The sequence below is a fragment of the Plantimonas leprariae genome, from assembly GCF_008802405.1.
Taxonomy (GTDB): Bacteria; Pseudomonadota; Alphaproteobacteria; order Rhizobiales; family Rhizobiaceae; genus Plantimonas; species Plantimonas leprariae.
Window position 1 is genome coordinate 1 of record NZ_VZDO01000005.1, and the last position, 12,807, is coordinate 12,807.

Here is a 12,807-nt window from a genome sequence, read left to right on the forward strand (position 1 = left end):
GGTCGAGGCTTTGAAGATCGGCCCCTACACGGACGAAGGCGCAGACTATGGCCCGGTGGTGACGAAGGCGGCCAAGGAGAAGATCCTCGGCCTCGTCGAGAAGGGCGTGCAGGAAGGGGCGGAGCTCGTCGTCGACGGCCGGAACTTCCGCATGCAGGGCTACGAGGACGGTTTCTTCGTCGGTTCCTGCCTGTTCGACCGCGTGACGCCGGAGATGGACATCTACAAGCAGGAGATCTTCGGCCCCGTTCTCTCGGTGGTGCGGGCGAAGGACTACGAGGAGGCGCTGTCGCTCCCCGCGAAACACGAATACGGCAACGGCGTCGCGATCTACACGCGCGACGGCGACGCGGCCCGCGACTTCGCGTCCCGGGTGCCGGTCGGGATGATCGGGGTGAACGTGCCGATCCCGACGCCGCTCGCCTACCACTCGTTCGGCGGCTGGAAACGCTCGGTGTTCGGCGACCTCAACCAGCACGGCCCGGACGCGATCAAGTTCTGGACCAGAACCAAGACCGTCACCAGCCGCTGGCCCTCCGGCATCAAGTCCGGCGCCGAGTTCTCCATGCCGGTCATGCGGTAGGCGGAAACGATACCAGCGGACAGGAGGAAGCGACCGCCGCGACGGGGAACGACCGGCCTGGCCGGCGCCGGATCCGGTAGAGCCGACCAGTGGCTCGATCCTTCAGCCGGCCGCAGGCCGCAGGCCGCGGCGACGCCCGCGACATCCTCGACGCGGGCACGGGCCGGCGGCGTTCCTCATCGAAGAAGGATTGCGCTTGTTATGGAAGGAAGTGGTGCCGCTTGCGTGACTCGAACACAGGATCGAAACGCGCAAACCCTTGTGGAGCAGGGGTTTCAGAGCCAAAGCCTTGAGTCCTGTGTACCAGCGCCGTGGTCTCACGGCAAGGGCAGGGGACCCAGTGGATAGCTGTGAATTTTTGCCAAACGTCCCCGCACTGTGCCATCCCTGCAGGCGGTCTCGTAGCTGACGCTGTTGGCGAACACCGCGTCGGTGGCGGCCGTAACCGCCTTAGCGGGGTCCATGCCGGTGACAACGAACTTCTTCGCCAGGCTCCGGATCGAACCAGCATAGGCGTTGACGTAGGTGTCACTGTCGCCCCACCCCAGCTTGCCCTTGATGCCGCTGTCGATCGTGTCGAGCTGTTCCTTGGATAAGTTCCGCTCCCAGCCGTCCGGCGGGTTAACCACCTGGTTGGCGAACTCGAGGGCCGCTTGTGTGTTGCTCCCCATGAACCGCTACCAATGGGGCAAACACCAATGAGGAGACAGACGGGCAAACATCGCTGCAGCAGCGCCTTTGCTATGGAGGGCCCAATTCGCCTATCGATTGCGCGCGCACTGCTATTGGTCACCCCAATTCCGTCGCAGCGTTGCGGTCGGCAGCTGGTGCTATTGGTGGCCCTAATTCCAACCCGTTGCGAACGCTGATCATTTTCGGGACTAGTCGAAAGATGAAACGCGCCGTATCGTCCAGCCTGTGCAGCCACCTCAACCCAGCGACTTGCCGTCCAGGAAGCCTCCGCGCTATCCCAAGATCGACCTCCCGCCCGAGGATCACGCCCGTTTCTGCGACCAGCTGAGAACCTACCTCGCCGCAATGTACCCCGGCTGCGGCCCCGGTTGGAGCCAGCGGATGGTCGAGCGGGTCCGGAGGGGCGGGCACTTCGGCCGCCTAGGCGAGATCGCCGGCTTGCTGGTCGACACAATGATCCGGCACGAGATGACGGACTATGACCGGCTGCTGAGGATCAACGGCAGCGGCCACGGGCTGACACGCGAGGAGGCGCGGATGGTCGTGGCTGCAGAGGTCAGAGACACAGCTGCAGCGTGGCGGCAGGGGTCCCCTGAGGCAGACCAAGCCTATGCTGAGTTCCGCCGCGCGGTCGCCAAGCGGCGTCAAAAGACGGGGCGACGGAAGGACAATCCCGGCGTGATCGCCAACGAGAACGCTGACGTGGCGACGTTCCTCGAGGGCTGGCTTGCGCGGCAGACTGTCCAGAAGGCTGACGAGCGGGCGAGCGTCTAGACCGCTGGCCCTGAGGGAGCCGTCAGGCTCACGGCTCTGGAAGAAGGCGGGGAGGGGGGCGTGAGCCGGCGGGGCCGGACTGGTGGGAGCGGACGACGCCGCGGGAGCCGCCTGGCGAGACGACGCCGTAGGGGTCAGACCCCCACAGCTGCTGATTACGCGACGGACCCAATGCAAGGTGCGAAAACCCCCGCAGCTTGGTTCGCGTGACAGTCTCAGGGCCCAGCTGCGGTGGTGCTGTGGTGGTCGGGGGTTGGCCAAGCGGTGGTCCCGCCAGCCGGACTGGGGCTAGGGCCGAATTGCCGGCTCTAGTTCATGCCGGCAGCGATCGACAGACATGAAGAGGGGACCGCCTCGGATCTCAAGACGGCCCCTTGGGTGGGCTGGACCATGCTTCAAATTTGGAGCGTGGGTGGTCTAGGTGAGGAGGTCTCCCCAGCTGGGCCTGGTGGCTGGCCTCAGGCCTCCAAGGTGGCCTTCCTGAGGGCATCCTGCATGCGTTGCCGCCAGTCACCCCCGGCAGCCTTGAACCGGTCGAGCACGTCCGGCTCGAGCCTCAGGGTGACCGGCACCTTGGCAGCCTCGCTTCTGGGGCGTCCTCGGCCCCTCTGGGCCTCCGCTCGAGCTGCTCCTAGACCCTCAAAGAAGGTGGGAGGCAGAACCTCCTGGGCAGGCCTGAGAGTGGCCAGCTCTTCCTCAGTCAGGTCGGGGCTGTCGCTCACGGCCTCCCAGTCCTCCTGGGTATAGCCTTGGCCAGCCTGGAACTCCTGAGCCGCCTTGCCGCGTGTCGCTGTCATGGGAGCACCTTCCGTTCCTTGGGCTTGGCTGGCGGCGGCCTCATCAGCGGTGAAACCCTTGGCCCGCGTCTGGACCACCTCAGCGGCCGGGAATTTCAGCCCTGCGGCTGGGTTCTTCGTGACTAGTCCAGCACCTATGCCAACGTTGAAGATCGACCGGACGGCAGCGAGGTGGTTGCGATTGAATGTCCGGGGGATCGATGCTCCCGAGGTGAGAACCGCCTGCCGCCACTCACGGACGTTTTCAGGCGTGACGCTCTCGGCGGCGTCGTGTCCCACGAACCCAACGAAGGACCTAATGATGGGCTTCCAACGTCGCGTGGTGGTCCCGGATCGACCGCTCAGCGTTTGTTCCTCGGTCCAGCGATTAAGCAGGCCGGTGATGGTTTGGCGCGAGCCGATAGGCTTCTGGGGTCTCGCTGACGGCAGCCACGAGGGAAACCGCTGAGCCTTTGTGGAAGGCGTATAGTCTCCAGCGGCCTCCCGCGCCGTATCCTCCGCAGCGTCGGCTATTGCCTTGGTTGCTTCGATCAGAAGGCGGTCGCGGCATCTTGGCGTTACCCGCAGTCCCTTGGAGTTTAGGCGCATGTCGGCGGCACGACCAACGGCAAGCTCAAGGGTTTCCCGTTGATAAGCCGTCAGCGTCTCCGTGGTCATTGCGCCGTCCTCCAACGTGATAAGACAAAGCAGGGAGATTTTTTCCCATGCTTCGGCGCTGCCTGGGTTGTCCTCAAACGGGGCCCGTATGGCCCGATAGATCTCCCCTGCGAGAGCGATTGTTTGCCGGTGGCTCAACTCCACTACGTCGCTGCGGAGCCGTGCCCAATGACCCTGGAGGCTTTCATCGGCTTCCCGATAGCGCAGCTTGGCGGGCCCAATGTCCTTTGTTCGCAGCGACACCTTGACCTGATCCCCAACCCTGACGCGCCAAAGGGTGCCGGCAACGGATAGCTCGAGTGTCAGCCCTCGGGCCTTACTGACCAAATCAGCCGGCACCCGCTGCTTGAGATAGTAGGTTCCGGTTTCCCGGTGCTTCCAAGGACTAGGCATCGCCAGGGACATCGTGTGGACCTTAGCTGTGTACCAGCTTCGGCCTCTGATTTCCCTGCTAGACCAATCCTCTAGCGTTTTCAACGCGAGGGAAGTGGTGCCGCTTGCGTGACTCGAACACGCGACCCCATCATTACGAAGTATCGGCTGTAATGGCACCATAAGTGAGCATAGGCGCTCTCAAGGTATTGCATACGCTGCGATTGCAGGCGATACCTTCTCAGGGATGGAAGCACAAGTGATGATTGGGAAGCAGGAGATTGCTTCCCATGAGCTTCCCAGCGGTGAGGCGGTATGCGGTTCACGGGACCATCGGTTGCGAGGCTCGCGCTGCCGGACGGCAAGTCCGACCATATCGTGTTCGATGATGGCTTGCCGGGGTTCGGCATCCGGCTGAGGGCAGGGGGTAAGAAGGTCTGGATCGCGCAATACCGCGTCGGCTCGAAGCAGCGACGGTTGACCATCGGCTCGGCCGACAGGCTGTCCCTCGACGCGGCCCGGAACGAAGCAAAGGCGATCTTGGCGAAGGTGCAACTCGGTGCCGATCCGCAAACCGAGAAGCTGAACAAGCGGAATGAAACCGCCGCCCTGCTCGGCGACATCGCCGACGATTACGTGGAAGGCCCGGCGAAGCGTCGCCTGCGGCCGAACAGCTACGCCTCCCTGCTTGTCCATCTAAACAAGCACTGGAAGCCGCTCCGGGTACGTCCGTTGAACGGCATCCAGCGCGCCGACGTGGCGATGCGCCTCAACGAGATTGCGAAGGAGAGCGGACCCTTCGCCGCGAACCGTGCCCGCGCCTGCCTGTCGTCGCTGTTCGCATGGGCCATCAGCGAGGGCATCGCCGAGGCCAACCCGGTGAACGGAACGCGGAAGGCGACGGAGGAAGTTTCCCGCGACCGGGTTCTGTCTGACGACGAACTGGCGCTTGTGTGGCGCCATGCCGGCGATGGAGATTATGGCCGCATTGTTCGTCTCCTGATCCTGACGGGGCAACGCCGCGAGGAAGTCGGCGGCATGATGCGCGCCGAGTTGCATACAATGAAGTTGCTGTGGAGCCTGCCGCGGGAGCGCACGAAGAATGGCCTGCCGCACGACGTGCCCCTGTCGATGGCCGCCTCCGACATCATCGCTGTTGTTCCGAAGCGCGCCGACCGCGACTTTGTTTTCGGCTCAAGGGACGGGCCGTTCTCGGGCTGGTCAAAATCGAAGTCGGCGCTGGACGCGCGGATTGTCGCCGAATTGGAGAAGAGCGCCGAGGCAGCCGCGGCGAAGGCGAAGCCGATGCCACCTTGGCGGCTGCACGACATCCGCCGGACGGTGGCGACGCGCCTTGGTGATCTCGGCGTCCTGCCGCACGTGGTCGAGGCGGTGCTGAACCACGTCAGTGGTCACCGGGCCGGCGTCGCTGGGATTTACAATCGGGCGACTTACGCAGCCGAGAAACGGGCGGCGCTGGATGCTTGGTCCGCTCATCTGGGGCGGGTGGTGGGGCCATGATGTTCAGGTTTGTTCCTCCCAAGTATCTGGAAATACGCGCCGCCGTCCGAAAGCTTACCATTGCCCTCTATGGTGATGAATTTGCCGGACGGGGGCTCATTCCCGAAAACGCCGAACGTTTGATGCTGCACATGACAGCAATGGCGCTCATGGACATTGCTGCGGAACAAAGGAGGACCGTTCGGAGCGGCGATAATTCTCATCCGTTCGTCTACCCGACTGCCGAGGAACGGCAATACGCTCTCTCGATGAACGCGGCGGAGGAAGCTTTGGGGAAACACTCGCTCCTGTCCGACCGGTACAGGGAAGCATGGTGGCAACTGCGCGGCTTTCTGTCGGACGAGGCGGTGAAGGCCGCCGTCATGCTTGATGACGGGAAACTCTACGCCCTACAGGCCGATGCCTGGAACGCTCCGCGGGCGGATGCCGTCCACCTTCATGGTCTGATGCCGATGAAGGTCGGCATGAACGGCTACGATGGGCTTGCAGTGGTCGAACGCGCGTCCTTTGCGGCTTTATTGAGCGACGGCACTGGGGTAGCCGAGCCGCCAAAGGACGCGACCCGCAAACCAGGAAAGGGCGGGCGGCCTCGCAACTCAGCGTGGCTTGATGCCGCCGCCTGGACAGTGTTCAACGTTCACGAAGAAGGTTTGCCGGAAGGCCCGGAGGAACTGATCCGCCGAATAATGGAATACACGAGCGAGGTAGGCGGTGGCGATGGAGGGATGGCCCGAGCAACCATCCAGCCGTTTGTCGATTCGATCTTCAAGAAAATGCGTCCTGAGCCCATGCCGGAAATTGATCGAGACTGAGTTTCCGGCGGGTTTTCAGCGGGTGATAAGAGTAACCGGCAGAAGCCAAGCGCATCTAAGCGCATCTTCGATCCCATGAAGCCGAAGCAAGCTCGCTTCGGTTCGGATCGGGATCGATGTTTAACCACACTGAACTGCCTGCCGACCTTGCCCGCCAGCGGGTGATCGGCGCGGCCGAAGCCGCCGCCTTTCTCAACATCAGTCTTCCGCACTTCCGTCGGCAGTACCGCCTTGGCCGAGTGCCTGCTCCTATCAGACTGACCGAACGCAAGCTCGGCTGGCGCGTCGGAACGCTCGTCGACTTCCTCAACGCTGCCTCGAAGATGGAGGCGGTCTGATACCATGTCTCAGATAGTCGAAACCCGCCGTGCTGGTGGGCAACGACGGGTCTCGGAATGTGTCTTGGCGGACAGTTCCGTAGATACCGCCTCTGCCTCCTACCTTCAAGTATCATTCGTCGCCCGGCAGTACGCCGTCAGCCCGTGGCTGGCGCGCACCATCGCCGAGTTGGCCTTCGACCGCGGGAGGCTGCGCTGATGAGCATCGTCCTGGGTCTCCAGCAGGCCCGCGCCGAACTCTACGACCGCGCCATGCCGGAGGGCGACGTTCTCTACATCGACATGGAGAACGGTCACCGCCGCATCCAGCGCCGGGTCGACGCGCTGTTCCCGAACCAGAAAGAGCGGCCGAACCTGTCGCGGCTGGAGTTCGTCACGGAAGCACCGGCGCTGAACGAAGGTTTCATCGACGAACTGGAGCGCTGGCGGCAGTCGGTCGACAGGCCGGCGCTGGTGGTCATCGACGTTTTGCAGCGGATCAAGCCGGCCGGCGTCGCGGCGAGGAACGCGTACGAGAACGATTACTCGATCATGGCCGAGCTGCAGGGCTGGGCGACCGAGCACGGCGTGGCGGTGGTGGCGCTGCATCATACGCGAAAGGGCGGCGCCGACGACCCGCTGGAAGCGCTATCCGGCTCGAACGGCCTGTCGGCCTGCGCCGAACCCATCCCACCCGGCGTTGAGCGCCGCGCTCGCCGCCCGTGACGGCGTGCCGTAGGTTGAGTTGCCGATTTGATTACCGAGATAGCCGCCAAGCATCCCACCGATCGGGCCGGCGGCGATGGCGCCGAGCAGGCCGCCGACCGTCTGGCCGATGTCGCGGTTGCGGAACGAGCCGTCGCCAGTGGCAAGGCCGAGCAAGCCGCCCGGCGCCGGGCTGACGAGGCTGACTGCTTTCGATGCCAAGCGACCGAAGCCGCTGCCGGGTGCCGGGGCGGCGGGAATGGAAGGAAGGCCGATACCCGTCGCTTCGGCCTGCTGACGGACCTGCCCGGCGGTGCGGGTTCGCGTCGGAACGGTGTCGATCGGCCCTTTGACCCTTGCGGGTGCATCCATCGGTTCTGGCGATACCCTCACCGGGGCTGGCAGAGACGCGACCTGGGCGGCGGCCTGGCGGGGGACGGGTGCCATCCGCTGCGGCTGCGTCGCCGCGTCGATCGCCGCCTGTCGCTTCGCGTCGTTGAGAGCCCGCTGTTCCGCCACGTCGGCGTCCAGTGCCTGGTTCGGCGTCATGGTCGGGAGGCCGGGCTGCTGGAGAGGGCGCGCCCGTTCGTTGCCGGACAGGAGCCCCGCCGGCCGGCTATCGATGGCGCTCATCGCCGCATCGGACAACAAGCCGCCGGAGAAGGGATTGGCTGGCGCGGCCGAGCGCGTCGGCGTCGTTGCGGCGGCGGCCGGCGAGACGAGCGACATCGCTGCTGGCCGTGCCGCAGGTGCCGCCGTTGCCGCCGGGGGCCCGGAGAACGCGGCGTCGAGCCGGCCGGCGACGTTGGCGGCCTGTTCTGGCGACATGGTGGCCGCCCTGGTGATGCGGCCGGTTCGGCTGGCATCGGGTGCATCCGCGAAGGCTGCTTCGAGGCGACTGGCAATATTCGCTTCCCGAGCCGACGACATCGGCGCAGCAGCCGGTAGCGAGGCGACCAGCCCACGTGCCCGCTCGTTGCCGCTGGTTGTCGGAACCGATCGCATCGAAGCGAGGCTGGTGCCGGTCAAAAGGCTGCCGATGCCGGGAGATGCTGAGGACGGTGCCGGCCGTTCCGCTGCCGCCGCTGCGCTGGGGCCGATCAGCCCGCCGAGCCGGGCCGCGCCGCTCTCGATGTTGGCGGCGAGACTGGACAGGAGACCGCCGAAGCTGCCGTTGGACGCAACCTGCGTCGGCGGAGTGGGCGTTGGCGTCACGGGACGCGACGGCATCGTGCTCGCCAGCGTCACGTCCCGAGGCGTCGGCGTCGGCAGGTTCGCGACATCGTAGCTGTCGGCCGGCTTCCCGAGCTTGGCACGACCCTCGACGGCCGGGGTCCGCAGTCCGGCTGAGGTGTAGACTGCGCGGTTTTTCGGATCGGTGAAGTAGACGTGGGAAGCGGTCTTCGTCTCGCGCTGCAGCCCCTTCGGCAGGTTCCCCTTCGCAGCCGGCGTCGCATAGAAGGTGGCACGGGTGACGGGGCCGGCCGTTTGAACCTCGCGCATCGCGTCCTCGGCGAGCCCGACGAGATCCGCCGTGCCGCCCGGCATGCGCTTGCCGTAGGCGTTGAACTCGGACTGGCGGGAGACGACCTGTTCCGGTGTGACGCCGAGCTGCACCGCACGGTTGGCGATCACGCTGGCGATATGGCGCATGTCGTTGTAGCGCGCCGCACGGGTCCGGCCGCCGGCCTCGCCAGCGATTACCTCCGCAACCGATCGCGCCACCCGCGCCATCGTCAGGCGGCGTCGCGCGCCGGCAGCACGCCGACCATCTCGAAGTCGTTGGCCTGGAAGACGCCCGGAAAGCGCCGGCCGGACGCCATCAGCTTCTCGGCCGCAGCGGTGATGCAGAACTCGTTCGGCGTCACGCCCGCCCGGTTGGCGGCATCGAACAGCGCCTCGCGAAAGTCGCGGTTCACCCGCGCACCGGATAGGAAAAGGTTGGCAGCAGCCATGATGTGCAACTCCATGCCGATGGCAGGATATTTGCATCTGAGTGGCGAGGATTGAATTCCTCTCAGTTGATCATGTTTGATCAATAGCCGTGCGGAAACCGTTGGCGCGCTTACGCCGGCCCTTCCAAAGGCAGGCTAGGGTACCGCCGAACAACCTCCGAACTGATCGCGGAGGCGCTTCCGGCGTCGTAATCCCGCTGCTTTCGGAACTCGGCCGTCGCGAGCGGGTTCTAGCCGGTGCCCGGCGAGGACCGACAGAACAAGTGCCGACTGCTCGCTCGATCCACTCCACCATCCTGCGACTGTGTTTTGGGACGCTGCTGGCCGCAGGGCCGTTGCTCGCGGCGTCGCTCGACGCTTCGGCCCGGTCCAGCGGCGGTTACTCCCGATCGGGCGGGTCGTCACGGACACCGTCGTTCGGCGGTGGATATCGTGGCAGTTCCGGCGGCTACCGAACACCGTCCACACGAAGCAGTGGCGGTTACAGTCGCCCGTCGTCCAGTTTCAATCGCCCGCGTTACGCACCACCCGCCTCGGCGGGCGATAGCAGCTTTTCGCGAGAACGTTCCGGCACGGCATTCGACGACTACAGGCGCCAGCAGCAGGCGACTCCGCAACCTCAATACGCGCCCCGGCCGCAGCAGCCCTACAGCCGCCGACCAACCACGCGGCCTGACTACGCCCCAAGCGGCGGTTGGTACGGCAACAATCGCGGCGGCTGGTACGGCGACCGCGGCTGGGCTCCGCCGCCCTACAACGTCGGCAACCGCAACTTCGGCATCTGGGACGGCTTGTTTCTGTGGGCGCTCCTCAGCAACCTCAATCGTCCGGGCACGGGGGAATGGTTCCACAACAACCAGAACGATCCCGGCTATCAGGAATGGCGGCGAGAAGCCGAACGGCAAGCGCAGGACAACGCTGAGCTTCGCACCAAGCTCGACGAACTCGACCGCCAATTGAAGGAACGTGATGGGCAACCCCGGACGCCAGGCACCCTGCCGGCCGATGTGCCGCCCGAGGTCGCCGAAGCGCAGCCGACGCGTACGCCTGACATCGGGAACGCTGCCAACGATAACAGTGGTGGTACCGGGCTGCTCCTGCCGATCCTGGCGGTCGGTGTCGGTGGGGCGGCCTTCTTCGTTTGGCGTCGCGCCTCACGATCCGGAGGGTCCACAGTGCCTTCGTCCTCGACGCCCATTTCGACAGCCGGCAACATCCTCAAGCGGAAGATGTCCGGTGAGACCTACACGCCCTCGAAGTTCCGGGTCGGAATGACGCTGTCGCTCGATCCGACGCCTTTCGTTCTCGCCGGTTCAGCGATCAAGCTGCCGGAACTGAGCGGTCAGGTCAGCGTCACGGCCATAGGCCGCGTCATGTCCGGCAATACGCAGTTGGTGCGGCTCTACCTGCCAGACGGCAGCAGCCTCGTGCAGCTTCACCTCGACGCCAGCGGCGATCCCGACGAATGCCGCCTGTTCGCTACGATCGACGAGGTTACGCCCGCGGATGCTGACGAATGGGGCGCTTGGCTGGACAAGAACGAGGGCATGATCGGCTGGCCGGATTTCCAGACCAAGGATGGCAAGACCTACGATCGTGTCTGGTCGCCGAGCGAGCGTCGTGTCGAGCCGCGCAAGTTTACCGAAACGATCGAGGATCTGGCCGGCACGCGCACCGTCGAGAGCGAGGTCATGCTCTACGCCGCCGCGACGGGCGTACCGGAGCCGGGACCTGCCACCGAATACATCATGGTATCCGCGCTGCAGGACGCCGGCCGCGCCTCCGTCGAGATCCGATCGGGCATCGACATCAATCCCGTCACCCTCCAGCTCGCGTAAGGAGCGTCATGAACAGCATCTTCCCCGCCCTGCAGCAGGGGTTGCCGGTTCTGATCGAGCAGTTCGCGGTGACGCTGCTGCTCTTGGTGCTCGGCATCGGCGCCTACATGGCGATCACGCCGTTCCACGAATGGCGACTGGTGCGGGAAGGCAACCTCGCCGCCGGCATCGTTCTCGCCGGAACGCTGATCGCCATCGCGCTGCCGCTCGGCGAGACGCTGGCCTCCAGCACCGTGGTTCTCGACATCGTAGTCTGGGGTCTTGTCGCGCTGGTGATCCAGATCCTGACCTTCATCGTCGCAAGCCGGTTGATCCGGGATCTGCGCGCGATGATCGAGGCAGGCAACGTCGCGGCTGCGCTCGTGTTGATCGGTATCCAGATCGCGGTAGCGCTCATCAACGCCGGCGCGATGGCCGGTTGATTCCAAACCGAACAGGAGGCGAGGCATGCTCTCATTCATCCGCAACATGGTCGGCGTGAAGCGCGACCAAGCCGTGAACGGTGCGCTCGAAGCGATCGTGCGATGGGACCCGAAGTCGGCGACGGAGGCGGAACTGCGCACGATGGAGGAGCATCTCGACACGCTCGGCCGGCAAGTCGCCGAGGCACGCGTGGCGTTCGACAAGGAGAAGCGCGAGGCGGACGCGATCCAGCGACTGTCGCAGCAGCGCATGGCCGCGGCCGAAACGCTGCAAAGCCGGATGGATGCCGAAACCGATCCGGCGAAGAAGGGCGAGGTGGAGAGAAGCCTGTCGACGCTGGTCGGCATGCTGGAGGAGATGGCGCCTGAAATCGAACGTGAGAAGCAGGACGAGACGGATGCCGGCGAGTTCCTTCGATCTCTGGAAGAGGCCTACAATCAGGCGGGCCAGAAGCTGAAGGGCGCGCGCGACGCGCTGACGAGGGCGCAACGCGACATGGGCCGCGCCGAGCAGCAGCGCGAGATGGCCGAGCGTCGGGCGGAAGCCGCGCGGCAGGCAGCCGGCCTCTCCGGTGCGACGAGCGGCTTGTCGGTCGCGTTGAAGGCCATGCAGGACAACGCGGCGCGAGATCTGGCGAATGCTGAGGCTGCCAATGCGAAGGCGAAGCTTCTGGCGCCGACGCGGCCCGAGCAGGACGACCCGAACATCGCCGCCGCGATGGATCAGGCGCAGGGCAAGCTCGCTGCGCCGACGAACCTCAATGACCGTCTGGCGGCTTTGCGCCAGAAGCAGATCGGTGGCAGCTCTGTGAAGCAGATCGGTTCATCCTGACAACAAGGACGGCTGCGAAGGAAACGACATGCCGAGGAGCAACAAGTAGCGTTGCACCTCGGCTGCCTCCCAATCGCCGACGCGCAGCTTGTTCAAGGCTCCAAGATCGCCGTGTCGGACCATCTCCAGCGCCATCATGTTTATTTCGTGCGGTGCGCCAGGGCAGGACTGCCGGCTGATACCGTGCTGCTTGATCCAACGGCGGATGGTCACCTCCGAACGTTTGGCGTGAACAGCTGCAAATGGGATCGTCTTCCATTCGCCGGGCGCGACGAGAACGCGATGAGTGGCAACGCCGCTCATGTCCAATCCCCTTTTGGAAGGCGGTCTTCTGCTTCGCTCAGCCGAACCCCCGCTAGGAACGCTAGTATCGCTAGGAAGCCTTACGGCGCAGGGCTTTGCATTCCTAGCGGCGTCGCTAGGAACGGGGCTATCGCTAGGAATGGCGCTAGGAAAGCGGAGAAGCTGAAATCGCGTGTTCGCAGGGGTTTCACGCATCGTCGGCCTCGTTCCTAGCGATACTAGCGTT

The 12,807-nt window shown here is 64.9% G+C and carries 14 protein-coding genes; 9 read left to right on the forward strand and 5 right to left on the reverse strand.

The window, feature by feature from the left end:
- Positions 1-583 (forward strand): aldehyde dehydrogenase family protein (locus F6X38_RS08115; RefSeq protein WP_150969178.1); only part of this gene is annotated, 583 nt, incomplete at its 5' end.
- A 317-nt stretch (positions 584-900) separates the two neighbouring features.
- On the opposite strand, the gene F6X38_RS08120 is transcribed toward F6X38_RS08115, so the two are convergent.
- Positions 901-1,254 carry a hypothetical protein gene (locus F6X38_RS08120; RefSeq protein WP_150969179.1) on the reverse strand — a complete coding sequence of 118 codons (354 nt, stop codon included), beginning with the start codon at positions 1,252-1,254 and terminating at the stop codon, positions 901-903.
- Between the two features lie 403 nt (positions 1,255-1,657).
- Between F6X38_RS08120 and F6X38_RS08125 the strand changes: the two genes are divergently transcribed.
- Positions 1,658-2,050, forward strand: a complete 393-nt coding sequence (locus F6X38_RS08125) for a DUF2293 domain-containing protein (protein WP_246191252.1) — start codon at positions 1,658-1,660, stop codon at positions 2,048-2,050.
- Positions 2,051-2,508: 458 nt separating this feature from the next.
- Here the strand turns inward: F6X38_RS08125 and F6X38_RS24275 are convergent, their stop codons facing one another.
- Positions 2,509-3,909: a BrnA antitoxin family protein gene (locus F6X38_RS24275; protein ID WP_425482834.1), complete on the reverse strand. Its 1,401-nt coding sequence runs from the start codon at positions 3,907-3,909 to the stop codon at positions 2,509-2,511.
- A gap of 282 nt (positions 3,910-4,191) precedes the next feature.
- On the opposite strand from F6X38_RS24275, the gene F6X38_RS08135 reads away from it, so the two are divergent.
- The 4 genes from F6X38_RS08135 to F6X38_RS08150 all read left to right on the forward strand — a co-directional run bounded on the left by F6X38_RS08135 (position 4,192) and on the right by F6X38_RS08150 (position 7,252).
- Complete coding sequence (locus F6X38_RS08135) at positions 4,192-5,397, forward strand: tyrosine-type recombinase/integrase (protein WP_150969181.1); 1,206 nt, start codon at positions 4,192-4,194, stop codon at positions 5,395-5,397.
- The gene (locus F6X38_RS08140; protein ID WP_210248881.1) at positions 5,394-6,209 is read left to right on the forward strand and encodes a hypothetical protein; all 816 of its coding nucleotides are present in this window, start codon (positions 5,394-5,396) and stop codon (positions 6,207-6,209) included. The genes F6X38_RS08135 and F6X38_RS08140 overlap by 4 nt, the downstream gene beginning before the upstream one ends.
- Before the next feature lie 116 nt (positions 6,210-6,325).
- Complete coding sequence (locus F6X38_RS08145; protein WP_150969184.1) at positions 6,326-6,547, forward strand: helix-turn-helix transcriptional regulator; 222 nt, start codon at positions 6,326-6,328, stop codon at positions 6,545-6,547.
- Positions 6,548-6,745: 198 nt separating this feature from the next.
- Positions 6,746-7,252: an AAA family ATPase gene (locus F6X38_RS08150; protein WP_161992662.1), complete on the forward strand. Its 507-nt coding sequence runs from the start codon at positions 6,746-6,748 to the stop codon at positions 7,250-7,252.
- Here the strand turns inward: F6X38_RS08150 and F6X38_RS08155 are convergent.
- Positions 7,175-8,956, reverse strand: a complete 1,782-nt coding sequence (locus F6X38_RS08155) for a cell wall hydrolase (RefSeq protein ID WP_150969187.1) — start codon at positions 8,954-8,956, stop codon at positions 7,175-7,177. The two genes, F6X38_RS08150 and F6X38_RS08155, sit on opposite strands and share 78 nt — an antisense overlap.
- 11 nt (positions 8,957-8,967) lie before the next feature.
- Entirely contained in the window at positions 8,968-9,186 is a 219-nt protein-coding gene (locus tag F6X38_RS08160) for a hypothetical protein (RefSeq protein WP_246191253.1), read from the reverse strand.
- A 263-nt stretch (positions 9,187-9,449) separates the two neighbouring features.
- Between F6X38_RS08160 and F6X38_RS08165 the strand changes: the two genes are divergently transcribed.
- Genes F6X38_RS08165 through F6X38_RS08175 form a run of 3 tightly spaced genes read left to right on the forward strand, consistent with a single transcriptional unit; the run spans position 9,450 to position 12,278 of the window.
- The gene (locus tag F6X38_RS08165; RefSeq protein ID WP_150969190.1) at positions 9,450-11,024 is read left to right on the forward strand and encodes a DUF2491 family protein; all 1,575 of its coding nucleotides are present in this window, start codon (positions 9,450-9,452) and stop codon (positions 11,022-11,024) included.
- 8 nt (positions 11,025-11,032) lie between these two features.
- Positions 11,033-11,446 carry a DUF350 domain-containing protein gene (locus tag F6X38_RS08170; protein WP_150969192.1) on the forward strand — a complete coding sequence of 138 codons (414 nt, stop codon included), beginning with the start codon at positions 11,033-11,035 and terminating at the stop codon, positions 11,444-11,446.
- A 25-nt stretch (positions 11,447-11,471) separates the two neighbouring features.
- Entirely contained in the window at positions 11,472-12,278 is an 807-nt protein-coding gene (locus F6X38_RS08175) for a hypothetical protein (RefSeq protein WP_150969193.1), read from the forward strand.
- On the opposite strand, the gene F6X38_RS08180 is transcribed toward F6X38_RS08175, so the two are convergent.
- Positions 12,270-12,581, reverse strand: coding sequence for a hypothetical protein (locus tag F6X38_RS08180; protein WP_150969195.1), 312 nt, complete (start codon positions 12,579-12,581; stop codon positions 12,270-12,272). The genes F6X38_RS08175 and F6X38_RS08180 overlap by 9 nt on opposite strands.
- Positions 12,582-12,807: the final 226 nt, after the last annotated feature.

Coding starts and splice junctions, on each gene's coding strand:
- F6X38_RS08170 (WP_150969192.1), top strand. CDS start 11,033: ATGAACAGCATCTTCCCCGCCCTGCAGCAGGGGTTGCCGGTTCTGATC.
- F6X38_RS08160 (WP_246191253.1), bottom strand. CDS start 9,186: ATGGCTGCTGCCAACCTTTTCCTATCCGGTGCGCGGGTGAACCGCGAC.
- F6X38_RS08175 (WP_150969193.1), top strand. CDS start 11,472: ATGCTCTCATTCATCCGCAACATGGTCGGCGTGAAGCGCGACCAAGCC.
- F6X38_RS24275 (WP_425482834.1), bottom strand. CDS start 3,909: ATGTCCCTGGCGATGCCTAGTCCTTGGAAGCACCGGGAAACCGGAACC.
- F6X38_RS08145 (WP_150969184.1), top strand. CDS start 6,326: ATGTTTAACCACACTGAACTGCCTGCCGACCTTGCCCGCCAGCGGGTG.
- F6X38_RS08125 (WP_246191252.1), top strand. CDS start 1,658: ATGGTCGAGCGGGTCCGGAGGGGCGGGCACTTCGGCCGCCTAGGCGAG.
- F6X38_RS08140 (WP_210248881.1), top strand. CDS start 5,394: ATGATGTTCAGGTTTGTTCCTCCCAAGTATCTGGAAATACGCGCCGCC.
- F6X38_RS08180 (WP_150969195.1), bottom strand. CDS start 12,581: ATGAGCGGCGTTGCCACTCATCGCGTTCTCGTCGCGCCCGGCGAATGG.
- F6X38_RS08150 (WP_161992662.1), top strand. CDS start 6,746: ATGAGCATCGTCCTGGGTCTCCAGCAGGCCCGCGCCGAACTCTACGAC.
- F6X38_RS08120 (WP_150969179.1), bottom strand. CDS start 1,254: ATGGGGAGCAACACACAAGCGGCCCTCGAGTTCGCCAACCAGGTGGTT.
- F6X38_RS08135 (WP_150969181.1), top strand. CDS start 4,192: ATGCGGTTCACGGGACCATCGGTTGCGAGGCTCGCGCTGCCGGACGGC.